The following is a 21,564-nucleotide window of genomic DNA, read 5'->3' as shown; positions in this document are numbered from 1 at the left end:
ATGCATAACGAGAGCCCGCTCCAGACCTGTAGAGCCGAGCCCGGCTCGGCTGTCGAAAAGCAGCCGGGCAGGGCCCGGCTGTCCGGTGGCGAGACTCAGGGCATCGAACAGCAGCGCCGGCGTGCCCGGCGCACGGCGGTCGTGGTGGGCGCCATCGCCGTACTGGTCTATGCCACCTTCATTCTCAGCGGGGTGATCGGACGATGAGCCCGACGCCGGCCAGCACACCGTCGCCCAGCGCCGGCCTGCCGCGCCTGATCGGCGTTGCCGTGGCCGTGTTCCTGCTGACCTTCTCGCTGGTGCCGCTGTATCGCATCGCGTGCGAGAAGGTGTTCGGCGTGCGCCTGGAGCGCGGCCCGGGCAGCGAGGCCAGCGTGGGGGCTGCCACCGCAAAGCGCACCGTGCGGGTGGAGTTCGATGGCGGGGTCAATTCGCGGCTGCCATGGGCATTCCATCCCGAGCAGCTGACCATGGACGTGGTGCCCGGTGAGCTGAACGAGGCGCTGTATTACGCCCGCAATGACGGCCCACAGGCGATCGTCGGCAGTGCGGTGCCCTCTGTCGCGCCAGCACGTGCCTCCGGATTCTTCAGCAAGACCGAGTGCTTCTGCTTCACCGCGCAGACGCTGCAGGCCGGCGAGAAGCGCGACATGCCGGTGCGCTTCATCGTCGATCCGGATCTGCCGCCGGAAATCAAGACGATCACCCTGTCCTACACCTTCTACCGCAACGACGCGCTGTCCGATCGGCTGGCTCCGGCCGCCACCTCGGAAGGCGCGCACGCCGCTCCCTGACCCGGATAACGACATGGCCCAGACACCGACCGACGCCAACGTGTACTTCGTCCCGGCCCAGAGCAAATGGCCATTCGTGGGCTCCATCGCGATGATGGTGACCATGGTGGGCGTGGCCAGCTGGCTCAACGATGCCAGCTGGGGGCGCTGGACGTTCTACATCGGCATCGCGATGCTGGTGCTGACCCTGTTCTGGTGGTTCAGCGACGTGGTGCGCGAATCGCAGGCCGGCAACTACAACCGCCAGGTCGATGGTTCGTTCCGGATGGGCATGGTCTGGTTCATCTTCTCCGAGGTGATGTTCTTCGGCGCATTCTTCGGCGCACTGTTCTACACCCGCCACCTGGGCCTGTCCTGGCTCAGCGGCGAGGGCCGCGGGGTGATGACCAACGAGCTGCTGTGGCAGGGCTACTCCGCGGGGTGGCCCACCAACGGCCCGGCGGCGATCGGCGGGGCCTTCCAGACCATTCCGGCCTGGGGCCTGCCGTTGATCAATACGCTGATCCTGCTGACTTCCGGCGTGACGCTCACCATCGCCCACCATGCGCTGAAGGCCGGCCACCGTCGCCAGCTGCTGGTCTGGCTGGGCCTGACCGTGGTGCTGGGCCTGGGCTTCCTTGCCCTGCAGGCGGAGGAGTACATCCACGCCTACAAGGAGCTGAACCTGACGCTCGGCTCGGGCATCTACGGGTCGACGTTCTTCATGCTGACCGGTTTCCACGGTGCGCACGTGCTGCTGGGCACGATCATGCTGATCGTGATGTGGCTGCGCTCGGCAAAGGGGCACTTCACCCGCGACAACCATTTCGCGTTCGAGGCCGCTGCGTGGTACTGGCACTTCGTCGACGTGGTGTGGCTGATGCTGTTCCTGTTCGTCTACGTGCTGTAAGCGCCGGTGCCGGTGGCGTACTCAGCCACCGATGCCGTGCGGTTTGATCCAGCCCATGTAGATGCTCACGATCACCAGTACGATCAACGCCACCGACACCGCGATGCGGCGCGTCAGTGCGTTGACCGTGCGCTTGGTCTGGCCCCGGTCGACCAGCAGGTAGTACAGCCCGGCGCCCAGGTTCCAGACGATGACGATCAGAAACGCGATCACCAGCAGGGTCTTCAGCGAATCACTCATGCGCGGCTCGAGGGCAGGGTGGATGTGCCTATCTGACCGCGTTTGCGCGGACTTGTCATGATGCGCCAGCACACGCGGGTGATCGGCTGGCTGCTGGCGCTGGTGGCGATCACGGGATTCACCGCGCTGGGCCTGTGGCAGTTGCAGCGCATGCATGCAAAGCAGGCCGTGCTGGATGCGCAGGGCCCCGCTGCGGCGCAGGCACTTCCGCTGGCGCAGGCACTGGCGGCGCCGGGCGCGCTGCATGGCGTGGCCGACCATGGCCGCTTCCTGCCGGGCGTGGTGCTGCTGGACAACCAGACCCGGCACGGCCGGGCCGGGGTGAAGATCTATCGCCCCTTCCGCAGCGACGGCGGCAGCGTGCTGCTGGTCGACCTCGGCTGGCGCGCGCTGCCCGCCGACCGCACGCTCCCCGACCTGCCGCCGCCGCCTTCGCCGGTGGCCGTGCGCGGGCTGCTGGCGCCGCCGCCGTCGGCAGGGTTGGCGCTGGGCCCGGCGTTCTCTGCAACCGGTGAGGCGCAGCGCTGGCTGGCCAGCCGGCTGCCTGCCGAGGGCCTGGCTCCGGCGCTGGGGCTGCCTGCACTGCCGGAGCGCGTGCTGCGGCTTGATCCGGCGCTGCCCTTCGGTGATGAACGCGACCTCGATCTGCTGCCGAACACGCTGCCCCCGCAGCGCCACCTGGGTTACGCCGTGCAATGGTTCGGCCTGGCGCTGACCGTGCTGGTGGTTGCGCTGGTGCTGGAATGGCGCAGCAGGCGCGTTCCACGCTAGCGCCGGCCCGACTTCGGGCGCCCGGCATCCCCTGTCCAACCATGAGAAAATGCCCGCATGAACACTGCTACATCCCCGCAGGCGCGCGGTTCCGGTCGCCGGACCCTGGTGTTGTTGTTCGCCGTGTTCTTCGGGGCAATGGCGCTGGCGGCCGTGCTGCGCTTCTCCGGATGGCAGCCTACCGGCCACCGCAACAGTGGACAGCTGCTCAAACCCCCGGTGGACCTGCGCCAGCAGCCACCGACCCTGGCCGACGGCACGGCCTATCCCTGGAATCCGGAGGCGCGCACCTGGCGCCTGCTGGTGGCACCGGCCGGTGCCTGCGACGCGCAGTGCGTCACTTTGTCGCAGGGACTGGGCAAGGTGTGGCAGCTGTTCGGCCATAACGCCGATAATGTCGAGATCCTGTGGCTGGGTCCGCCACCGCCGTCGATCGCCTCGCTGCCCGCGCTGCGGCCGCTGGCACCGTCGCCAGCGCTGCGCGCGGCCCTGCCCGGCGTCGATGATCCGGCTGGCCTGCCGGTCTACGTGATCGATCCGAACGGCTTCGTGATCATGCGCCATGCCCCGGGCAGCGACCTCGGGGGCCTGCGCAAGGACATGGCCACGTTGCTGAAACTGAAGTGAGTCCTGTTTGATGAGCCTTTCCGCGCGTCCGGCGCTGCACCGCAATTTCCACCGCCTGGCGTGGTTCGCCATGATCATGACCGCGAGCACGATCATGTTCGGTGCCTTCGTCCGTCTGTCCGATGCGGGGCTGAGCTGCCCGGACTGGCCGACCTGCTATGGCCGCGCGACCTGGCCGCAGCACATCGAGGAGACGGTTGGCCACCCGGCTGCCGATATCCGTCCGCTGGAAACGCACAAGGCCTGGCGCGAGCAGGTGCACCGCTTCCTGGCCGGCGCGCTGGGCATCGAGATCCTGACCCTGGCCCTGCTGGCCACGCGCAGGCGCCGGTTCGGAACCACGGCGGTCGTCACCGCCTGCGTGCTGGTGGCTGCCGGCATACCGTTGTACATGATGGGCTGGCATGCAACGGCCAGTGCCCTGGCCCTGAGTGGTGAGGCGATACTGCTGATTGCCGCCTTGCGCTGGAACAACATCGATCTGGCGCGCGCGGCGGTACTGACCCTGGCGGTGGTGATCTTCCAGGCCCTGCTGGGCATGTGGACGGTGACGCTGCTGCTGAAGCCGATCGTGGTGATGGGCCACCTGCTGGGCGGCATGCTGATGTTCGGCCTGCTGGTGTGGCTGGCGTGGCGGGCCACGCATCTGCCGATCACGCTGGCCGAGGCGCCCAGGCTGAAGTGGCTGCTGCGTGCCGCCGTGGTCGTGCTGGTCACCCAGATCGCACTGGGCGGCTGGGTCAGTGCCAACTACGCGGCGCTGGCCTGCGGCGGCGGCAGCGCCTCGCTGGACAACTTCCCACGCTGTGCCAACCAGTGGTGGCCGCAGCACAACTTCGTCGAAGGCTTCACCCTGTGGCGTGGCATCGGCGTGGACTACGAAGGGGGCGTGCTCGATGGCGCCTCGCGCATCGCCATCCAGTTGGCGCATCGCCTGTTCGCCATCGTGGTGGCTGCCTACCTGCTGTGGCTGGGCGTGCGTCTGTTCCGCCTGCCGAGCATGCGGGGCTGGGCGACTGCGCTGATCGTGCTGCTGGTGCTGCAGGTCACCCTCGGCATCCTCAACGTGAAGCTGGCGCTGCCGCTGGAAGTGGCGGTGGCGCACAACGGCGTGGCCGTTGCCCTGTTGTTCGTGCTGGTCAGCCTGCTGGCCCGCCTGCGTGCCCCGGACTGATCCGATGTTCTCCAATTACCGCCAGTACTGGGACCTGACCAAGCCCAAGGTCGTCGCCCTGATCGTGTTCACCGCCCTGGTGGGCATGGTCCTGGCCATTCCAGGCGTGCCCAGCTGGGAACAGGTACGCGCGGGCCTGCTCGGCTTCCTCGGCATCTGGCTGGCGGCCTCGGCTGCGGCTGCGATCAACCAGCTGCTGGATGCGCACATCGATGCGCAGATGGCGCGCACCTCGTGGCGGCCGCTGGTGGTCGGCAAGGTCAAGCCGTGGCAGGTGCTGGTGTTCGCCGGCGCGCTGATCGTGCTGTCGATGACGATCCTGGTGCTGTGGGTGAACGTGATCACCGCCGTGCTGACCTTCGCTTCGCTGATCGGTTATGCGGTGATCTATACGGTCTACCTCAAGCGTGCGACCTCGCAGAACATCGTCATCGGTGGTCTGGCCGGCGCGATGCCACCGATGCTGGGCTGGGCCGCCGTCACCGGAATGCAGGGCTCTTCGGACTGGGCGTACTCGTCGCTGCTGGTGCTGATCATCTTCATCTGGACGCCGCCGCATTTCTGGGCGCTGGCGATCTTCCGCCGCGAGGACTACGCCAAGGCGAAGATCCCGATGCTGCCGGTGACCCACGGCGTGGTGCATACCCGCAGGCAGATCATGGTGTATTCGGTGGTGCTGGCCCTGGTCTGCCTGCTGCCCTATCTGGTGGGCATGAGCGGACCGTTCTACCTGGGCGGTGCGATCGTGCTCAACGCGGTGTTCCTCTGGTATGCGTGGCGCATGCTGGATCCGCCGGATGAGCTGTTCTCGATGAAGATGTTCCAGTACTCCATCGTCTATCTGATGGCGCTGTTCGCCTTCCTACTGATCGACCACTGGATCCTGCCCTGGTTGTAACGGGCGCCTGCCGCCGGGCATGGCCCGGCGCTACCGTATCCCAGGGAAAGGCGGGCGCATCAGCCGGATGCATGACGGCCGTCGCAGGGAGGACATGCTTGACCTGATCGAGGCGGCACGCGTGCTGCGCAGCCACGCCGTGCGTGGACGGTCTTCCACAGAACTCCGTGCGTTCAATGTCGGCTTCCGCTCGCCGGAGGCGGCACTTTGCCAACCCGCCGAGCCGCTACGGTGTAGGGATCTGCCGCGCTGCTGACTCACCGCGGGCAGTGGATCACAGATACGGATGGATCCGGCAGGCGGGATGGTCGAATGTGGATACACAGGATTTGCGAGATCAATCGCAATTCTGTGGAGCAATCAATGAGATGCCATGTTTCTCTGCCCATCGTCCTCTGTGCTGCGCTTGCGTGCTTGGCCGGCAATGCAACAGCAGAAGTAAAAGCACTGAGTCGGGCCAACTGCATTGGATTCGTCAATGAATCCGTTACCTACGAACGGCCCCAGTTCCGCAACTTCCAGGGCTCTACCGCATCCAGGCATATCCCGCTTGGAAACATCGAGCCGAAGCATGTCCTTGCTGCTCCCAACAATGGACTGTACTCCTGGCGCTTCTACGCAGGCGATGGCACCGATCCGGAACGGATGGTTGTTCATGGTTACCACACATGGGGGCTGGGCGGGCGTGTATTCACCCAGTCCACGAGCGCAGTCGATTGCCAACTTTCGGAGTGGTGAGCATCATGAAAAGCGTTTGCTTTCTTGCAACCTCACTGCTGATGTCGATGTCGGCCCAGGCATCGCAGACCGATGCAGCTCCTGATCCGGTGGGACGTTGGCTGCACCAACGTGCCATGCAAGCTGCAATGCAGGAGGCCTCGACGACGAGAGGGTCGTTCGTAGGCGCTGGCAGCTACCAGATCGTGCGGCTGGCAGACCTGGATGCCCCCGAAGCGGTGAAGCATCAGCTTCGCGCGGACATGGACCGGTCAGCAGGTGTGGTGCAGGTTGCAGAAGGGGACATCCCAACGCGGGCCGAACTGCTGGCTGCGTTGCCCCGCCGATATCGCTCGGCGTCGGAACTACGCCAGCGCCTGCCGCAGCCCCCCAGCAGCCTGGAAGCAAGCCTCCTGGGACCGGCAGAGCTGATCGGTATGGAGCCCAGTGGCGCTCTGGATGGAGGCAGGTCCTCGGGGCTGAGCCGTTTCTTCCAGCTGGAAGGCATCGGCGTCGTGGAGTTCAGCGAGAACAACTTCCTCGCTGCGGGCACGCATATCGAGGTCATTGCCGAGGCGCAGAACACAACAGTGAAAGGCGCGCTCGCGCACTTGAAGAAGAGCATTGACAGTGCTGGCCGCACCCGCGTCGAGCTTGTCTGGACGGGAGACAGCAAGACCTTCAGCCTGATCGCAACCGGGGAGCGCGGCACCGACGTGGAGCGTAGCGCCCGATTGCTGCACGACATCGCTGCCGCCATCGTGGATTAGCGACGGCGCGAGGGGCGTCCACACGTGGCGTGGCATCAGCCGAGCATGGGCTCTGCTCTGCAGTAGTTCCACGCCATGTGTGGATGAATTTCCGGGTCAGGAGCTGCGCCGTGCGTAGCGCTGCGCGATCACGCCGCAGACGATCAGCTGGATCTGGTGGTAGATCATCACCGGCAGCACGATGGCACCGAGGCTGCCCCCGGCGAACAGCACCTTGGCGATCGGCACGCCAGTGGCCAGGCTCTTCTTGGAGCCGCAGAACACGATGGCGATCTCGTCCTCGCGGTTGAAGTGCAGGCGACGGGCGATGAAGGTGATCAGCGGCATGGCGATACCGAGCAGGACGGCAGCTACCACGGCCACTGCCAGCAGCGACAGCACAGGGGTCTTGCTCCAGAGCCCTTCGGTGACGGCTTCGCCGAACGCCGAATACACGACCAGCAGGATGGTGGCCTGGTCGGTGTAGCGCAGCAGCGCGCGCTGCTTCTCGACCCAGCCGGCGATCCACGGGCGCAGCAGGTGGCCGGCCACGAACGGCACCAGCAGCTGCAGCATGATGCCGCCGATCGCATGCAGCGGGTCATGCACACCGCCGGAGGTGCCGGCCAGCGCGGTCAACAGCAGCGGCGTGAGGAACACACCGAGGATGCTCGACAGCGATGCGCTGCAGACGGCCGCCGGCACATTGCCGCGCGCCATCGAGGTGAAGGCGATGGACGACTGTACGGTGGAGGGCAGGGTGCACAGGAACAGCACGCCCAGGTACAGCTCCGGGGTCAACAGCCAGCCCGACAGCGGCTTGAACATCAGGCCCAGCATCGGGAACAGCAGGAAGGTGCAGGCGAGGATGGTCAGATGCAGGCGCCAGTGCAGCATGCCGCCGATGATCGATTCGCGCGGCAGGCGCGCCCCGTGCAGGAAGAACAGCGCGGCGATGGCGACCGTGGTGACATCGTCCAGGACGATGGCGGCGGCGCCCTTCATCGGCAGCAGCGACGCCAGGCCGACCGTGCACAGCAGGGCCAGGGTGAAGTTGTCCGGTCGCAGGCGCGACCACCAGCGGGTCATGGGGGGCAGACTCCTTGGTGTGGAGGGTTCAGGGCGAGGTGACCGGTGTGGCCAGACGCTGGCGGGTGGCCGCTTCCAGCGACTTCAGGCCGGCGCGCTGGCCCAGCTGAAGGGCCTGTTCCGGGCTGGCATGTTCGTAGCGTGCATTGACCAGGCCGAGCACGGCACCGGCGCGGTTGCCGGACGCGCAGTGCAGCAGCACCGGCCCCTGGCTCTGCTGCAGGGCCTGGTGCACGGCGCGCACATTGGCCGCATCCAGGCCCTCGGCGCCGGCCACCGGGACGCGCACATAGCGCAGGCCCAGCGATTCGGCCGCGCCGGTTTCATCGAAACCACGGTCCTCGTCGGGCTGGCGCAGGTCGATCACGGTGCGTACGCCTTGCGCAGCCAGTTCGCGCAGGTGTGCGGCACTGGGCTGGCCGCCGGCATACAGGCCGGGGCGGACTTCATTGAGCGGGGCATCTGCGGCCAAGGCCGCCAGCGGCAGGCAGAGGGACAGCAACAGCAGGCAGGTCAGGCGCAGCAGCATGGTCCTCTCCGTTGAAACGTTCCGCCGCTACCGGCCCAGGCTGGCGCGGGCCTTGAGCAGCTCGCGCAGTTCGTACTTGTCAGTATCGTCCAGTCCCTGCTGCCGCTGCTTTGCCAACAGCTCTTCCAGACGTTGCTGCAACAGTTGTTTCTCCAGCTGGGCCACGGCGTCGTGCAGTTCCTGGGTCCAGATCGCTTCGCTGCCGGGCAGGGTCTGGGCGGCCAGCGTGTGCAGCGAGGCCTGTTCCTCACGCCCGTCGAAATGTTCCAGCAGCGCGCCGGTGCTGATATCGGGACGCTGTTCGACCAGCGCCAGCAGCTCCAGCAGCAGCTCCACACCCGGCAGGCGCAGGCCCTGGAAGTGATGCTTGCCGCCCAGGGTCAGCGCCAGCGACGGCTGCTGCAGCAGCACGGCGATCGCACCCCGCACCAGGCTGCGCTTGGCCACCGGCTGGATCGACCGTGCCGGAGGGCGCTGCGGCATCGCCGTGCGGGTATTCTGCGTGGCCGCACCGAGCCCGGTCAGCTGCGCCAGCTGCTGCTTCATCAGGTCACCGAACGCGCCATCGGGAATCTGCGCCAGCATCGGTCTGGCCCGCTCGGCCAGGCGTGCCCGGCCGTCCAGCGTGCCCATGTTGATCTCGCGGGTCAGCTCGTCGAAGAAGAACTGCGATAGCGGCGTGGCCTGCTTCAGGCGTTCGTTGAAGGCCTCAGCGCCTTCCTTGCGCACAATGGTGTCCGGGTCCTCGCCGTCGGGCAGGAACAGGAAGAAGGCCTGGCGGCCGTCCTTCATGCGCGGCAGCACCGACTCCAGTGCCTTCCAGCCGGCGCGGCGGCCGGCGGTATCGCCATCGAAGCAGAAGAACACGTCCGGTGCGTTTCGGAACAGCAGCTCGGCATGGTCGGGCGTGGTCGCGGTGCCCAGCGTCGCCACCGCCTGGGTGACGCCGAACTGGAACAGCGAGACCACGTCCATGTAACCCTCGACCACGATCAGCCGCTCGATCTTCTGGTTCGCCTGGCGCACCTGCCACAGGCCGTACAGTTCGCGGCCCTTGTGGAACAGCGCGGTTTCGGGCGAATTGAGGTACTTGGGACCGTCGTCCTTCTCGAACACCCGGCCACCGAAGGCGATCACCCGTCCACGGCGGTCGAAGATCGGGAACATCACCCGGTCGCGGAACTTGTCGTAGACGTGCCCCCGGTCGTTCTTGGAGAACAGGCCGGCACGGTCGAGCAGCTTCATCCGCCGCTCGTCCTTGCCCAGCGCATCGCGCAGGCCGCTGTAGCCGTCGGGCGCATAGCCGATCTGGAAGCGGGCGCGGTTCTGTTCGTCCACGCCACGGCCGTCAAGGTAGGCGCGGGCCTTGTCGCTGCTCTCCAGGTTCTTCTGGAAGAAGCGCGCCGCCGCATCCAGTGCCGAATAGAGTTCGCGGCTGTCGTCCTGCTGCTGGGCGCTGCGCGGGTTCTCGCTGCGTGGCACGTCCATGCCGGCGCGCTTGGCCAGCTCATCCACCGCGTCGAGGAACTCGAGGCGGTCGTAGTTCATCAGGAAGCTGATTGCGGTGCCGTGCGCACCGCAGCCGAAGCAGTGATAGAACTGCTTGGTCGGCGAGACGGTGAACGAGGCCGAGCGCTCGTCATGGAACGGGCAGCGTGCCGCGTACTCCTTGCCCTGTCGCTTCAACGGCACACGGCTGCCCACCACCTCGACGATGTCGGTGCGGGCCAGCAGGTCGTCGATGAAAGCGTCGGGGATACGGGCCATGGGCAGCAGGGCAGGGCGCGGCCGCCGGGGCGCGCAGCAGGGGCGGCAGGTCCCCCTAGTTTACTCGCTGGCGATGGTCGGGCCGGCCTGTTGTTCGCTGCTGCCGCCGGCGCTGACGGCAGCCCGCTGTGCCCGGGCACTCAGGCGCTCGTCGATCACCGCGGTCATCAGGGCGCCGACGAAGAACACCGCGGTAGCGTAGTAGATCCAGACCAGCGCGATCACCAGGGCGCCCATCGAACCGTAGGCGCTGCCGGGTGCCACGGTGGCGATGTAGACGCCGATGCCGTAGCGCCCCAGGGCGAACAGGAGCGAGGTGATGGCCCCGCCGATGAAGGCCTGGCGCCAGGCCACGCGACGGTCGGGCAGATAGTGGTAGAGGAAGGCGAAGGCCAGCGTGTACAGCAGCAGCGTGGTCACGTAACCGATGGCCGGCAACACCGATGGCAGCTGCGCGAATACCACCTGCAGGGCGGTGGTGGCGGTCATCGACAGGATCAGCAGGAAGCCCAGCGCCAGCACCACGCCGAAGGAGAACACGCGCTTGCGCAGCCAGGCCTGGACGCCTTCCAGGCGCTGGCCGCTGGTATGGAAGATGCGGTTGAGTGCGTTCTGCAGCTGTGCGAACACGGCGGTGGCGCCGACGAACAGCAGCAGGGTGCTCCACAACCCGGCCAGCGAGCCCATGCTCGGCTGGCTGTTGGCGTTGTGCAGCACGGTATCGGCCACGCTGGCCACGCTGCTGCCGGCCACCGAGCCGATCTGGCTGATCAGCGCCTGCTGCGCGGGCGGGTACAGCGAGGCGGTCAACCACAGCAGCAGCACCAGCAACGGCGCCATCGACAGCAGGGAATAGAACGAAACCGATGCGGCCTGGGTCAGGACGTCGATTTCGACGAAGCGCTTGGCCACGGCCATCGGGAAGCTGTCCTGCAGCTTCTCCAGGCGCGATCGGACGATGGGCAGGAAGGTGCGGGGATGCGGCATCTACGGCGTCGGCTGGAGCGGTACAGGCTTCCTTTTCTAGCAGATGCCGGCGTTGCGGCAGGTGAAGTGGAAGCGCGGTCGCAGAATGCAGCGAAGTCCGCGTTATCCTTCTGCCCGGACCGAGGGCGCGCTGGGGCTGCCGCCGCGGTATCCGGGCCCACTGCCTGTGTGCGGGGCCACGACAATCCAACTTCTCTGCAAAAGGACGCGTTATGAAAGGGATGGTCTGCACCACGATGGTGTTGCTGCTGGCGACGAGCGGTTCGGCCGCTGCGGCGTCCACGGCCTGCGAAAAGGCCTTCAAGACGGTCGGGGATCCGCGCAATGGCGCGATGTACATGGCCGACCTGACGGTGCCCGGTCTGAAGGTGCAGAGTGCACTGGACCAGCTTCGCAAGATCGGTGCCGATGACCAGTTCGAGGTGGGCGGCCAGCTGGTGGAAGGCGATACCGGCAACCAGTACCTGATCCAGACCAAGGGCCTGCGCACGCCGCTGGTGCTGATCGGCACCGCCGACCGCAGCGGCCGGGTCACCCTGGCCACCAAGCTGGCCCGCGGCCAGACCATCGCCCAGGAGGATGCCCGCAAGTCGATGTGCGACATGCTCGACAAGCTCAAGGGGGGCAGCCAGGGGGACGCGCTGGCCGCCGCTGCGCGCGCGCAGTATCCGACTTCCGTGGCGGAGGACGTGACCGCGCCGGACCTGTCCAAGAAGATGGGCAAGGAGGTGCGCGATACGATGGCGGCCTACAACGCCGCGGGCAGCTTCAAGGACCTGCTGCTGGGCACCACCACCAACAAGGAAGACCTGGGCGACCGTTCGGCCACCTTCCTGCCGGTGTATGCCAAGTACATCGGTCGCCGCTACCGGATCGACGGCCAGATCTACACGGTCAACTCGAACAGCTACTCCAGCCGTCCGGGTGAGGTCGGATCGATCAACTACCTGGTGACGCCGACCCGTGGCCTGTTGCGGATCCGCCAGAATGACACCTTCAACAACAACAACTACACCATCCGTTGCGAATTCGCTCCGGACCAGGCGGCCAACTTCGCCATGCTGCGCGAGCGCGACTGGGCCAAGCTGGAAGGCGAGGTCAGCGCGGTGGAAGGCAGTTCCATGACCCTGCGCAACTGCCGCCAGGTGTAAGCGCTGGCCTGGCCGCTGCAGCAATGACAAGGCCCGCGTGAAGCGGGCCTTGTCGTGTCCGGCAGGGGCGGTGGCGGATCAGCCAGCCAGGGCCTGCTTGACCAGCTTGGACACCACGCCCATGTCGGCCTGACCGGCGAGCCTCGGCTTCAGCGCCCCCATCAGCTTGCCCATGTCGGCCGGGCCGGTGGCACCGGTTTCGGCAATGGCGGCCTGGATGGCGGCGGCGATCTCGGCCTCACCCATCTTGGCGGGCAGGTAGGCCTCGATGACCACGATCTCGGCACGCTCGATCGCGGCCAGGTCTTCACGGTTGGCCGCTTCGTACTGGCTGACCGAGTCCTTGCGCTGCTTGACCATCTTGTCCAGCACGGCGATCACGGCGGTGTCGTCGAGCTCGATACGCTCGTCCACTTCCTTCTGCTTGATCGCGGCGTTGATCAGGCGGATCACGCCCAGCTTGTCCTTCTCGCCCGCCTTCATGGCGGCCTTCATGTCATCGGTGAGCTGCTGCTTCATGCTCATGGGAGACCTCGTGGTGGTAGTGGGGCAGGGCGGTTGCCCGGGCCCGGAAACGCAAAAAGCCGGCGACGCTCGCGCGTGCCGGCTTCGGCTTCACCGCGGAAGGACGAACCCGCCGCAATGAAGATGCGTCCGATCAGTACAGGCGCTGACGCTTGGTGACGTCGCGCGACGAGCGGCGCAGCTGACGCTTCACAGCAGCGGCGGCCTTGCGCTTGCGCTCCTGGGTCGGCTTTTCGTAGAACTCGCGCTTGCGGGTTTCGGCCAGCACACCGGCCTTTTCGCAAGTGCGCTTGAAGCGGCGAAGAGCAAACTCGAAGGGCTCGTTCTCGCGGACTTTGACGCTGGGCATGGAATCTCCGGGACACAGTAGAACCGGGTCACGCCCGGCGAGCCGCACATTATAGCGGCGAATCAACAAACTGCAAGCACGCAAGCCTGAATGCGGGCCAGCAATACGGATGCAGTGGGATCTGCACGTCACCCCGAGGGGGCGGCAGGGGCGTCATAATAGCAGGCATGCGAGTCCTTGGCATCGAATCTTCCTGTGATGAGACCGGCGTGGCGGTGTACGACACCGACCTGACCGGCAGCGCGGCCCTGCGCGCCCATGCGGTCTACAGCCAGATCGCCCTGCACGCCGAGTACGGCGGTGTGGTGCCCGAGCTGGCCAGCCGTGACCACGTGCGCAAGCTGCTGCCGCTGGTCCGGCAGACCCTGGCCGAGGCGGGCCTGGGCGTGGACGACATCGATGGCGTGGCTTATACCGCTGGCCCCGGGCTGGTCGGTGCGCTGCTGGTCGGTGCCGGGGTGGCCCGTGCCCTGGCCTGGGCACTGGAGGTGCCGGCCGTGGGCGTGCACCACATGGAAGGGCACCTGCTGGCGCCCTTGATGGAGGACGATCCGCCGCAGGCCCCGTTCGTGGCCCTGCTGGTGTCCGGTGGCCACACCCAGCTGGTGGCGGTCGATGCCATCGGCCGCTACCGCCTGCTGGGCGAGACCCTGGACGATGCGGCCGGCGAAGCCTTCGACAAGACTGCCAAACTGATGGGGCTGCCCTATCCCGGCGGCCCGCAGCTGGCCAAGCTGGCCGAACAGGGCACCCCGGGGGCCTACCGTTTCGCGCGGCCGATGACCGATCGCCCGGGTCTGGATTTCAGCTTCTCCGGCCTGAAGACCCAGGTGCTGATGGCCTGGCGTGACAGCGACCAGAGCGACCAGACCCGCGCCGACATCGCGCGCGGTTTCGAGGATGCGGTGGTGGAGACCCTGTCGATCAAGTGCGAACGCGCGCTGGAAGCAGCCGGCACCAATGTGATCGTGGTGGCCGGCGGTGTCGGTGCCAATACGCGGCTGCGTGCCCGCCTGCAGCAGATGGCCGAACGCCTCGGGGGGCGTGCCTGCTTCCCGCGGCCGGCGCTGTGCACCGACAACGGCGCGATGATCGCTTTCGCCGGCGCCCTGCGCCTGCAGGCCGGGCAGCACAACCCGCCGAACGTTGACGTGACCCCGCGCTGGGACATGGCGACGCTGCCCGCGGTGTGACCCGCGGCGCACCCATCCACACAGGCTGCGACCGTAGCGGCGGACGTGCCGGGATCCGGTCGTTTCAGGCAGTGGTGGTTCCGTGCCGTTACCATGACCGTCTGTTTTCCCGCTGGTAACCGCAATGGACAAGGTTTTCATCGAGGGGCTGACGATCGACGCCCTGATCGGCATCTACGATTGGGAACGGCGGATCCGGCAGGACCTGGTGTTCGACCTGGAGATGGGTTTCGACAACCGGCGCCCGGCAGCGACCGACGATATCGCCCATACCCTCAACTACAAGGCGGTCAGCAAGCGGCTGGAGCAGTTCGTGCGCGAATCGGAGTTCGGCCTGGTCGAGACCCTGGCCGAACGTTGCGCGCAGATCGTGCTCGACGAGTTCGATGTGCGCTGGCTGCGGCTGAAGCTGAGCAAGCCGGGAGCGGTGCGCGGCGCGCGCGCGGTCGGCGTGATCATCGAGCGCGAACGCGGCTGAAACAGCAGCGTCAGCCGGTGGCCGGCAACTTCTTCAAGCGAAATGACTGAAACAGGAGACGACTGATGGTGGATGCGGTGGTGGCGGTACAGTGGATGGAGCGGCTGCAGAACACACTGGAACCCTATCCCGGCGCCTACCTGGCGTTGATGATTTCGGCCCTGCTGCTCGCGGCGGGCCTGGCCAACTGGGTGACCAAGCGCATCCTGGTGCGCGGCCTGCGCCGTCTGCTGCAGCGCCTGCCCGGTGCCGAATCCGGGCGTGGCAGCCATCTGATGCGGGTCATCTCGCGGTTGTCCAACGTGGTGCCCAGCCAGGTGATCGCCTCTGGCATCACCCTCATTCCCGATCTGCCGCCCGGGCTGGTCAGCGTCATCGTCAAGCTGTGCATCGTGTGGGCGGTGCTGACCGTCTCGCTGGCGTTCTCGCATGCGCTGGATGCGGCCAACAGCCTTTACGAGCGCAAGCCGGATGCGCGCAACAAGCCGATCAAGGGCTACCTGCAGGTGGTCAAGATCGTGATCTTCGTGGCGGCCGGCCTGGCGATCATCTCCACCCTGCTGGGCGTGGCACTGGGCCCGCTGGTGACCGGCCTGGGTGCGGCCACGGCCGTGCTGATGCTGATCTTCCAGGACACCATCCTCTCGCTGGTGGCCAGCGTGCAGATCAGTGGCGATGGCCGCGTGCGCATCGGCGACTGGATCGAGATGCCGAGCCAGAACGCCGATGGTGACGTCATCGACATCGCCCTGCACACCATCACCGTGCAGAACTTCGACAAGACCATCACCACCATCCCGACCAAGAAGCTGGTGACCGAGTCGTTCAAGAACTGGCGCGGCATGCAGGAGGCCGGTGGCCGCCGCATCAAGCGCGCGCTGTACCTGGACCAGCACAGCGTCGGCTTCCTGGACGAGGGCGACCTGGCCTTCCTCGGTGAGTTCGCCCTGCTGCGCGACTACCTGCGCGACAAGGAGCAGGAGCTGGGGCAGTGGAACGGGCGCCTGCGCGAACAGGGCGTGGCGGACGTGAACAGCCGCCGGGTGACCAATCTGGGCACGTTCCGGGCCTATGTGGAGCGCTACCTGCGCAGCCACCCGGGTATCCACACCGACATGACCCTGCTGGTGCGACAGCTGCAACCGACCACCGAGGGCCTGCCGCTGGAGCTGTACTGCTTCACCCGCACTACCGCCTGGGCGGAGTACGAGGCCGTGCAGTCGGACATTTTCGACCATCTGCTGGCGATCCTGCCGGCCTTCGGCCTGAGGGTGTTCCAGGCGTCCAGCGACGCCATGTTGATGGCCGGGCAGCGCCAGTCGGCCCGCTCGGAGTAAGCTGCCGTGCCGCCCGCGGGACCGTACGGACCCCGCTGGTGGATGAAACTGAATGCCGAAACCTCTCGCCAAATGGCCCGGGATCGCTAGAATGCCGGGCTTGTAAACGTTTTCATCAAGGACTGCCGGTGGCCTCCGAACGCATCGAATCCCTCATTGCCCAGATGACCGTCGAGGAAAAGGTCGGCCAGCTGGGTGTTTTCGCGGACATGGTCCGCCCGTTCGCCCCGGACGTGAACCCGGAAGCCAACGTGCGCAATGCCGACCAGGTGCTGCAGCAGGTGCGCGAGGGCAAGGTCGGCTCGCTGTTCAACGGGGTGGGCGCCGAACTGGGCCGCCGCATCCAGCAGGTCGCGACCGAGGAGAGCCGGCTGGGCATCCCGGTCATCCTCGCTGCCGACGTCATCCACGGCATGCGCACCGTGTTCCCGATCCCGCTGGGCGAGGCCGCCAGCTTCGAGCCGGACCTGGCCGAGCGCACCGCCCGCGCCACTGCGGTCGAGGCCACCGCCGCCGGCCTGCACTGGACCTATGCGCCTGCCGTGGACATCGCCCGCGACCAGCGCTGGGGCCGTGGCGCCGAAGGCGCAGGCGAGGACGTGGTGCTGGGCTGTGCCTTCGCCGCCGCCCGTGTGCGCGGCTTCCAGGGCAGCGACCTGCGTGCCGCCGATTCGCTGCTGGCCACGCCCAAGCATTTCGCCGCCTATGGCGCGGTGATGGCCGGCATGGAATACAACATGGTGGACATCTCGCCGCAGACCCTGCGCGACGTGCACCTGCCGCCGTTCAAGGCGGCCTTCGATGCCGGTGCGATCACGGTGATGTCCTCGTTCAACGACATCAACGGCGTGCCGGCCAGCGCCAATGCAGAACTGCTCACCGACATCCTGCGTGGCGAGTGGAAGTTCCCGGGTGTGGTGATCTCCGATTACACCGCCGACATGGAACTGGTGGCGCACGGCTACGCCGCCGATGACCGCGACGCCACCGCCAAGGCCTTCACCGCAGGCCTGGACCTGAGCATGCAGAGCGGCTTCTATGCCGAGCACCTGCCAGGCCTGGTGGAAAGCGGCGAGGTGCCGATGGCGGTGCTGGATGAGGGCGTGCGCCGCATCCTGTGGCTGAAGGAAACCATCGGCCTGTTCGACGACCCGTACCGGTCGCTGGACCCGGCCCGCGAAGCGGACGACTCGCACATCGCCGCACATGATGAGCTCTCGCGCGATGCCGCGCGCCGTTCGATCGTGCTGCTGAACAACCGTGACAACGTGCTGCCGCTGCAGAAGACCGGGCAGAAGATCGCGCTGATCGGCCCGTTCGTGCAGGACCGCGAAAACATCGAAGGCTGCTGGACCCTGTTCGGCGACAAGCAGCGTTATGTGGACCTGGAAACCGGTGTGCGTGCCGCCATCGGTGACGCGTCGCTGCTGGAGATCGTGCCCGGTTGCGATCTGGAAACCGCGATCCCGGGGGGCACCGAAGCCGCCGTGGCGGCTGCGCTGCGTGCCGACGTGGTGGTGTTGGCGCTGGGCGAGCCTCAGCGCTACAGCGGCGAAGCGCAGTCGCGCGTGGAGATCACCCTGCCGCCGGCGCAGCAGGCACTGGCCGAGGCGGTGGCGATGACCGGCAAGCCGCTGGTGGTGCTGCTGCGCAATGGCCGCGCGCTGGCCCTGCAAGGCGCGGTGCGCAATGCGCAGGCCGTGGCGGTCACCTGGTACCTGGGCACGCAGACCGGTCATGCGGTGGCCGATGTGCTGTTCGGCGACTACAGCCCGTCCGGCCGCCTGCCGGTCAGCTTCCCGCAGGTATCCGGCCAGCAGCCGTACTTCTACAACCATCCGCGTACCGGCCGCCCCGAACTGCCGACGATGTCGGAGTTCAAGGCCCGCTGGCGCGAGATTCCCAACGAGCCGCTGTATCCGTTCGGCCATGGCATCGGCTACACCACCTTCGCCTATGGCGTGCCGCAGCTCAGCACGGCACAGCTGGGCTGGGACGACACCCTGACCATCACCACCACGCTGACCAACACCGGTACCGTGGCTGGCGAGGAAGTGGTGCAGCTGTACATCCATGACCGCGTGGCCAGCCGCGTGCGGCCGGTGCGCGAGCTGAAGGACTTCCGCAAGGTCGCACTGCAGCCGGGCGAATCCACCGATGTGGTGTTCACCCTGCATCGCGAGCAGTTGGCGTTCACCGGCCGCGATGGCGTGCTGCGTGCCGAGCCGGGCCTGTTCGAGTTGTGGGTGTGCGCCTCGTCAGCGGCTGGCGAGCCGGTGCAGTTCGAACTGCTGAAGGGCTGAACGGGAACGGTAGCGCCGGGCCATGCCCGGCGTCGTCACCCATGGCAAACACGCCGGGCCTGACCCGGCGCTACCATCGGGGTTCGTGATCCGATGGAGCCCGACCATGCGCAAGAGTGCTTTCCTGGCCCCCGCGCTGCTGCTGGCAGCCTGTGCACAGCCGGCGCCGCCGACGGCTCCGGAGGCAACGCCCGCTGCCGCACCGCCGGCCGAACCCGTGCAGGCAGCACCGGCAGCACCTGCGGCACCCGCGAGCGAACAGACCGAAGATGCGCGCGCGCGCATCGAGACACTGCTCGGTGACGCGGCGCAGTACGAGAAGGTCTTCACTGCCTTCAGAACGGCGGTGGTCGGCGGTGATCGCGCGGCGGTCGTCGAGGAAATACGTTTCCCGTTGAACATCAGCGGCGGAAAGACGATCGCCGGACCGGGCGAATTCCAGCGCAGCTACGAGAAGATCATCACGCCGGCCGTGGTCAAGGCGGTGTCCGCACAGGATTTCGGCAAGGTGTTCGTCAACCAGCAGGGCGTGATGATCGGCGATGGCCAGGTGTGGTTGAGCGGCCAGTGCCTTGATGCGGCCTGCACCCGGACCGAAGTGAAGGTCGTCACCATCCAGTGAGCGTGCAGGGTGACGGGCACTGGCCCGCCACCCTGCGTTACCTGATCAGGTCTTCGGCGTGAGCTTGAGCAGGCGCGCCTTGCTGCCATCTTCAAGCAGCCACAGCGCGCCATCGGGCCCCTGTTCCACTTCACGGATGCGCTCACCCATGTTGAAGCGTTCCGCCTCGCGCGCGTTGTCGCCCTCGAAGGCCACGCGCACCAGTGATGTGGAGGACAGGCCGCCGATGAAGCCGCTGCCCTTCCACTGCGGGAACAGGGTGCCGCTGTAGATGACGAAGCCCGCAGGCGAGATGACCGGCGTCCAGGTCACCTTCGGCGCGGCGAACTCCGGGCGCGTGTCATGGTCGGGAATCGGCCGGCCGTCGTAGTGGTCGCCGTTGGAGACCACCGGGTAGCCGTAGTTGGCGCCCCGCACGATCAGGTTCAGTTCGTCTCCGCCCGCCGGTCCCATCTCATGCGCCCACAGCTTGCCGTTGGCATCGAAGGCCATGCCCAGGATGTTGCGATGGCCGAGCGACCACACCTGCGCAGCCACGCCGCCCTGTGACGCGAACGGATTGTCCGCCGGCAGGCTGCCATCGTCGTTGAGGCGGATGATCTTGCCGAGGTTGCCGCCCATGTCCTGCGCGGGGTCGAATTTCTGCCGTTCGCTGGAGCTGATCCAGAGCTTGCCGTCCGGACCGAACACCAGGCGATGGCCGTAGTGGCCCTGCCCGCTGACCTTCGGTGTCTGTCGCCAGATCACCTTCAGATCCTTGAGCTGGCCGCCGCCATCGGCGTCCAGGGCAAGCGTGGCGCGGGCCACGGCAGCGCCGCGGGTATCCAGCGTGCCCTCCTCCGCATAACTGACGTAAATGACTTGGTTGCGGGCGAAGTCGGGGTGCAGGATGACGTCGCCGAAGCCGCCCTGGCCACCATAGGCGACCTTCGGTACGCCCGTGATCTCATGCTTCTGGCCGCTGGCCACGTCCAGGTGCTGCAGTTTGCCGCGCTTTTCGGTGACCAGCAGGCTGCCATCGGGCAGGAAGGTCATTGCCCACGGTTGATCGAAACGGCTGACTTCCGTGGCGGTGAACGGTCGCTGGTCGGTTGCGGACGCAGCCGCAGCGGGTGCCGCAGCGGTGGCGGCAGTACCGGCAGCAGCGGATGCAGGATCGGCGGCGTTGCAGGCCGTGGTGGCGAGAATCGGCGCCAGGCCGAGGGCAAGCAGCAGGGGCGTGCGGGTCATGGGAATCTCCAGGGCGGGGATGCGGATGGCCAAGCGTTCCCTTGTATACCACTGCGGGTGTGACCGTCGTGGCCCGAAGGTCCTGCTACCCCCTGTGCGACGTGGGGCGGATCGTCTAGGGTGGGCACGCCCGGGCAATGCATGCCCGTCTGTCTGCCAAGGATCTGCAATGCACACTGTTCCGACCCACAAGCCATCTCCCGCCTTCGTCGCCGCTTCGTGGGTGGCGCTGCTGCTTGGCGCGGTGGCTTATCTGATCGGCCTGTTCAACGCCGAAATGGCCCTGAACGAGAAGGGCTACTACCTGGCGTTGCTGCTGTACGGCCTGTTTGCGGCGGTATCGCTGCAGAAGAGCGTGCGCGACCGCGTGGAGGGCATCCCGGTCAGCGGCCTGTACTACGCGCTGTGCTGGTTCGCCCTGCTGTCGGCGCTGCTGCTGTTGCTGGTGGGCCTGTGGAATGCCACGTTGCTGTTGAGCGAGAAGGGCTTCTACGCCATGGCCTTCGCACTTGCGCTGTTCGGCGCGGTCGCGGTGCAGAAGAACACCCGCGACCTGATCGCCGCCAACGGCGGCAATGCACGCGGTCAGGCCGTGCCGCCGCTGCCGGAACACGATTGACGCCCGGATTGCGCAGAGCCGGGACCAGCCCGGCTCTGCCGCAGTGCCGAAGGACAGCCGGGCATGGCCCGGCCGCAGCGGGGCGTGCCCTCAGGTGCCGCGCGGTACGCCCCGGTCCAGGCGCTGGTCGAGGTTGACCGCTTCTTCCCAGCCGCGGCGGACGGCGTTGCGGGCCTGCGCCCACTCCAGCCGGCTCTTGCCGCGCTCGCTCGCCCAGCGCGACTCGAGTTCGGCTTCCACCTCTTCGTACGCGCGGATCATGTCCTGCGCGCGGGCAGCGTGGCCGATGCGATAGGCCGGCTCGTAGTCCTCGAAGAACAGCTGGTTGTCGTAATAGGGTTCAGCGGTGTAACGCTCGCGCCAGAAGTCGGAAACGGCCTGGCGCGGTGCGCTGTCATCCGGCACGCGGCCGGGGATCTGGTACTCGGGGCTCATCGATCGGGCTCCGTGGTGGATGAGCTTCGATCATGCCGCCATGGCGGTTAACAGTCCGGTCCGCTCGCGTGAAGGGAAGGTGTCCTCCATC

General features: G+C 66.9%; 24 protein-coding genes. 15 read left to right on the top strand and 9 right to left on the bottom strand.

The features are described from left to right. Genes ABE543_RS02975 through ABE543_RS02965 form a run of 3 tightly spaced genes read left to right on the top strand, consistent with a single transcriptional unit; the run spans position 1 to position 1,683 of the window. Positions 1 to 207, top strand: coding sequence for a hypothetical protein (locus ABE543_RS02975; RefSeq protein ID WP_346475285.1), 207 nt, complete (start codon positions 1 to 3; stop codon positions 205 to 207). After that, positions 204 to 794 carry a cytochrome c oxidase assembly protein gene (locus tag ABE543_RS02970; RefSeq protein WP_053519492.1) on the top strand — a complete coding sequence of 197 codons (591 nt, stop codon included), beginning with the start codon at positions 204 to 206 and terminating at the stop codon, positions 792 to 794. The genes ABE543_RS02975 and ABE543_RS02970 overlap by 4 nt, the downstream gene beginning before the upstream one ends. A gap of 13 nt (positions 795 to 807) precedes the next feature. After that, a complete protein-coding gene (locus ABE543_RS02965) occupies positions 808 to 1,683 on the top strand; it encodes a cytochrome c oxidase subunit 3 (protein WP_197600599.1) in 876 nt (291 codons plus the stop codon). A 21-nt stretch (positions 1,684 to 1,704) separates the two neighbouring features. Here ABE543_RS02965 and ABE543_RS02960 read toward each other — a convergent pair whose 3' ends face one another. Further along, the gene (locus ABE543_RS02960) at positions 1,705 to 1,923 is read right to left on the bottom strand and encodes a twin transmembrane helix small protein (RefSeq protein WP_008264755.1); all 219 of its coding nucleotides are present in this window, start codon (positions 1,921 to 1,923) and stop codon (positions 1,705 to 1,707) included. Between the two features lie 57 nt (positions 1,924 to 1,980). Here ABE543_RS02960 and ABE543_RS02955 point away from each other — a divergent pair, with 57 nt between their 5' ends. The 5 genes from ABE543_RS02955 to ABE543_RS02935 all read left to right on the top strand — a co-directional run bounded on the left by ABE543_RS02955 (position 1,981) and on the right by ABE543_RS02935 (position 6,880). Beyond that, positions 1,981 to 2,694, top strand: a complete 714-nt coding sequence (locus ABE543_RS02955; protein WP_346475284.1) for an SURF1 family protein — start codon at positions 1,981 to 1,983, stop codon at positions 2,692 to 2,694. A gap of 57 nt (positions 2,695 to 2,751) precedes the next feature. Beyond that, on the top strand, positions 2,752 to 3,321 hold the full coding sequence (locus tag ABE543_RS02950) for a hypothetical protein (protein ID WP_346475283.1): 570 nt from the start codon (positions 2,752 to 2,754) through the stop codon (positions 3,319 to 3,321). Between the two features lie 10 nt (positions 3,322 to 3,331). Continuing rightward, positions 3,332 to 4,495 (top strand): COX15/CtaA family protein, encoded by a 1,164-nt coding sequence (locus tag ABE543_RS02945; protein WP_053519488.1) that lies wholly within the window; start codon positions 3,332 to 3,334, stop codon positions 4,493 to 4,495. Positions 4,496 to 4,499: 4 nt separating this feature from the next. Further along, positions 4,500 to 5,393, top strand: a complete 894-nt coding sequence (cyoE, locus tag ABE543_RS02940) for a heme o synthase (protein ID WP_053519487.1) — start codon at positions 4,500 to 4,502, stop codon at positions 5,391 to 5,393. A 743-nt stretch (positions 5,394 to 6,136) separates the two neighbouring features. After that, on the top strand, positions 6,137 to 6,880 hold the full coding sequence (locus ABE543_RS02935) for a hypothetical protein (protein ID WP_164151075.1): 744 nt from the start codon (positions 6,137 to 6,139) through the stop codon (positions 6,878 to 6,880). A 96-nt stretch (positions 6,881 to 6,976) separates the two neighbouring features. Here the strand turns inward: ABE543_RS02935 and ABE543_RS02930 are convergent, their stop codons facing one another. From ABE543_RS02930 to ABE543_RS02915, 4 genes are read right to left on the bottom strand one after another with little or no spacing between them, the layout of a single operon-like run. After that, positions 6,977 to 7,948: a bile acid:sodium symporter family protein gene (locus ABE543_RS02930; protein ID WP_065175442.1), complete on the bottom strand. Its 972-nt coding sequence runs from the start codon at positions 7,946 to 7,948 to the stop codon at positions 6,977 to 6,979. Positions 7,949 to 7,976: 28 nt separating this feature from the next. Continuing rightward, complete coding sequence (locus ABE543_RS02925) at positions 7,977 to 8,477, bottom strand: protein tyrosine phosphatase family protein (RefSeq protein ID WP_346475282.1); 501 nt, start codon at positions 8,475 to 8,477, stop codon at positions 7,977 to 7,979. A 27-nt stretch (positions 8,478 to 8,504) separates the two neighbouring features. After that, on the bottom strand, positions 8,505 to 10,244 hold the full coding sequence (gene dnaG / locus ABE543_RS02920) for a DNA primase (protein ID WP_346475281.1): 1,740 nt from the start codon (positions 10,242 to 10,244) through the stop codon (positions 8,505 to 8,507). A 60-nt stretch (positions 10,245 to 10,304) separates the two neighbouring features. Beyond that, entirely contained in the window at positions 10,305 to 11,231 is a 927-nt protein-coding gene (locus ABE543_RS02915; protein WP_346475280.1) for a YihY/virulence factor BrkB family protein, read from the bottom strand. Positions 11,232 to 11,443: 212 nt separating this feature from the next. On the opposite strand from ABE543_RS02915, the gene ABE543_RS02910 reads away from it, so the two are divergent. Continuing rightward, on the top strand, positions 11,444 to 12,382 hold the full coding sequence (locus ABE543_RS02910; protein ID WP_229765859.1) for a hypothetical protein: 939 nt from the start codon (positions 11,444 to 11,446) through the stop codon (positions 12,380 to 12,382). A 78-nt stretch (positions 12,383 to 12,460) separates the two neighbouring features. On the opposite strand, the gene ABE543_RS02905 is transcribed toward ABE543_RS02910, so the two are convergent. Both ABE543_RS02905 and rpsU read right to left on the bottom strand, forming a co-directional pair. Further along, entirely contained in the window at positions 12,461 to 12,907 is a 447-nt protein-coding gene (locus ABE543_RS02905) for a GatB/YqeY domain-containing protein (protein WP_065175438.1), read from the bottom strand. A gap of 133 nt (positions 12,908 to 13,040) precedes the next feature. Further along, on the bottom strand, positions 13,041 to 13,256 hold the full coding sequence (rpsU, locus tag ABE543_RS02900; RefSeq protein ID WP_002808376.1) for a 30S ribosomal protein S21: 216 nt from the start codon (positions 13,254 to 13,256) through the stop codon (positions 13,041 to 13,043). 167 nt (positions 13,257 to 13,423) lie between these two features. On the opposite strand from rpsU, the gene tsaD reads away from it, so the two are divergent. The 5 genes from tsaD (at position 13,424) to ABE543_RS02875 (ending at position 19,189) form a co-directional block, all read left to right on the top strand. Next, positions 13,424 to 14,449, top strand: a complete 1,026-nt coding sequence (gene tsaD / locus ABE543_RS02895) for a tRNA (adenosine(37)-N6)-threonylcarbamoyltransferase complex transferase subunit TsaD (RefSeq protein WP_053519480.1) — start codon at positions 13,424 to 13,426, stop codon at positions 14,447 to 14,449. 124 nt (positions 14,450 to 14,573) lie between these two features. Continuing rightward, positions 14,574 to 14,927 carry a dihydroneopterin aldolase gene (folB, locus tag ABE543_RS02890; RefSeq protein WP_053519479.1) on the top strand — a complete coding sequence of 118 codons (354 nt, stop codon included), beginning with the start codon at positions 14,574 to 14,576 and terminating at the stop codon, positions 14,925 to 14,927. A 65-nt stretch (positions 14,928 to 14,992) separates the two neighbouring features. Further along, positions 14,993 to 16,264: a mechanosensitive ion channel domain-containing protein gene (locus ABE543_RS02885; RefSeq protein ID WP_065175436.1), complete on the top strand. Its 1,272-nt coding sequence runs from the start codon at positions 14,993 to 14,995 to the stop codon at positions 16,262 to 16,264. A 128-nt stretch (positions 16,265 to 16,392) separates the two neighbouring features. Beyond that, positions 16,393 to 18,567, top strand: coding sequence for a glycoside hydrolase family 3 N-terminal domain-containing protein (locus tag ABE543_RS02880; protein ID WP_065175435.1), 2,175 nt, complete (start codon positions 16,393 to 16,395; stop codon positions 18,565 to 18,567). A 106-nt stretch (positions 18,568 to 18,673) separates the two neighbouring features. Then, positions 18,674 to 19,189, top strand: a complete 516-nt coding sequence (locus ABE543_RS02875) for a hypothetical protein (protein WP_253119765.1) — start codon at positions 18,674 to 18,676, stop codon at positions 19,187 to 19,189. Positions 19,190 to 19,234: 45 nt separating this feature from the next. On the opposite strand, the gene ABE543_RS02870 is transcribed toward ABE543_RS02875, so the two are convergent. Continuing rightward, positions 19,235 to 20,419 carry a PQQ-dependent sugar dehydrogenase gene (locus tag ABE543_RS02870; RefSeq protein WP_346475279.1) on the bottom strand — a complete coding sequence of 395 codons (1,185 nt, stop codon included), beginning with the start codon at positions 20,417 to 20,419 and terminating at the stop codon, positions 19,235 to 19,237. A gap of 169 nt (positions 20,420 to 20,588) precedes the next feature. Between ABE543_RS02870 and yiaA the strand changes: the two genes are divergently transcribed. Beyond that, positions 20,589 to 21,038 (top strand): inner membrane protein YiaA, encoded by a 450-nt coding sequence (gene yiaA, locus ABE543_RS02865; RefSeq protein ID WP_053519474.1) that lies wholly within the window; start codon positions 20,589 to 20,591, stop codon positions 21,036 to 21,038. Between the two features lie 90 nt (positions 21,039 to 21,128). On the opposite strand, the gene ABE543_RS02860 is transcribed toward yiaA, so the two are convergent. Continuing rightward, a complete protein-coding gene (locus ABE543_RS02860; RefSeq protein WP_053519473.1) occupies positions 21,129 to 21,473 on the bottom strand; it encodes a hypothetical protein in 345 nt (114 codons plus the stop codon). Positions 21,474 to 21,564 lie beyond the last annotated feature (91 nt).

The sequence above is a fragment of the Stenotrophomonas sp. TWI169 genome (genome assembly GCF_039674705.1).
GTDB classification, from domain to species: Bacteria; Pseudomonadota; Gammaproteobacteria; order Xanthomonadales; family Xanthomonadaceae; genus Stenotrophomonas; species Stenotrophomonas maltophilia_P.
Note: the sequence above shows the minus strand (reverse complement) of the source record. Positions and strands in the feature narration are given on the sequence as shown.

Bases quoted from the DNA above. Each gene is read 5' to 3' on its own strand.
- ABE543_RS02950 (WP_346475283.1), top strand. From the start codon at position 2,752: ATGAACACTGCTACATCCCCGCAGGCGCGCGGTTCCGGTCGCCGGACC.
- rpsU (WP_002808376.1), bottom strand. From the start codon at position 13,256: ATGCCCAGCGTCAAAGTCCGCGAGAACGAGCCCTTCGAGTTTGCTCTT.
- ABE543_RS02965 (WP_197600599.1), top strand. From the start codon at position 808: ATGGCCCAGACACCGACCGACGCCAACGTGTACTTCGTCCCGGCCCAG.
- ABE543_RS02860 (WP_053519473.1), bottom strand. From the start codon at position 21,473: ATGAGCCCCGAGTACCAGATCCCCGGCCGCGTGCCGGATGACAGCGCA.
- ABE543_RS02910 (WP_229765859.1), top strand. From the start codon at position 11,444: ATGAAAGGGATGGTCTGCACCACGATGGTGTTGCTGCTGGCGACGAGC.
- dnaG (WP_346475281.1), bottom strand. From the start codon at position 10,244: ATGGCCCGTATCCCCGACGCTTTCATCGACGACCTGCTGGCCCGCACC.
- folB (WP_053519479.1), top strand. From the start codon at position 14,574: ATGGACAAGGTTTTCATCGAGGGGCTGACGATCGACGCCCTGATCGGC.
- ABE543_RS02875 (WP_253119765.1), top strand. From the start codon at position 18,674: ATGCGCAAGAGTGCTTTCCTGGCCCCCGCGCTGCTGCTGGCAGCCTGT.
- ABE543_RS02905 (WP_065175438.1), bottom strand. From the start codon at position 12,907: ATGAGCATGAAGCAGCAGCTCACCGATGACATGAAGGCCGCCATGAAG.
- ABE543_RS02935 (WP_164151075.1), top strand. From the start codon at position 6,137: ATGAAAAGCGTTTGCTTTCTTGCAACCTCACTGCTGATGTCGATGTCG.
- ABE543_RS02870 (WP_346475279.1), bottom strand. From the start codon at position 20,419: ATGACCCGCACGCCCCTGCTGCTTGCCCTCGGCCTGGCGCCGATTCTC.
- ABE543_RS02960 (WP_008264755.1), bottom strand. From the start codon at position 1,923: ATGAGTGATTCGCTGAAGACCCTGCTGGTGATCGCGTTTCTGATCGTC.
- yiaA (WP_053519474.1), top strand. From the start codon at position 20,589: ATGCACACTGTTCCGACCCACAAGCCATCTCCCGCCTTCGTCGCCGCT.
- tsaD (WP_053519480.1), top strand. From the start codon at position 13,424: ATGCGAGTCCTTGGCATCGAATCTTCCTGTGATGAGACCGGCGTGGCG.
- ABE543_RS02945 (WP_053519488.1), top strand. From the start codon at position 3,332: ATGAGCCTTTCCGCGCGTCCGGCGCTGCACCGCAATTTCCACCGCCTG.
- ABE543_RS02885 (WP_065175436.1), top strand. From the start codon at position 14,993: ATGGTGGATGCGGTGGTGGCGGTACAGTGGATGGAGCGGCTGCAGAAC.
- ABE543_RS02970 (WP_053519492.1), top strand. From the start codon at position 204: ATGAGCCCGACGCCGGCCAGCACACCGTCGCCCAGCGCCGGCCTGCCG.
- cyoE (WP_053519487.1), top strand. From the start codon at position 4,500: ATGTTCTCCAATTACCGCCAGTACTGGGACCTGACCAAGCCCAAGGTC.
- ABE543_RS02915 (WP_346475280.1), bottom strand. From the start codon at position 11,231: ATGCCGCATCCCCGCACCTTCCTGCCCATCGTCCGATCGCGCCTGGAG.
- ABE543_RS02955 (WP_346475284.1), top strand. From the start codon at position 1,981: ATGATGCGCCAGCACACGCGGGTGATCGGCTGGCTGCTGGCGCTGGTG.
- ABE543_RS02930 (WP_065175442.1), bottom strand. From the start codon at position 7,948: ATGACCCGCTGGTGGTCGCGCCTGCGACCGGACAACTTCACCCTGGCC.
- ABE543_RS02925 (WP_346475282.1), bottom strand. From the start codon at position 8,477: ATGCTGCTGCGCCTGACCTGCCTGCTGTTGCTGTCCCTCTGCCTGCCG.
- ABE543_RS02975 (WP_346475285.1), top strand. From the start codon at position 1: ATGCATAACGAGAGCCCGCTCCAGACCTGTAGAGCCGAGCCCGGCTCG.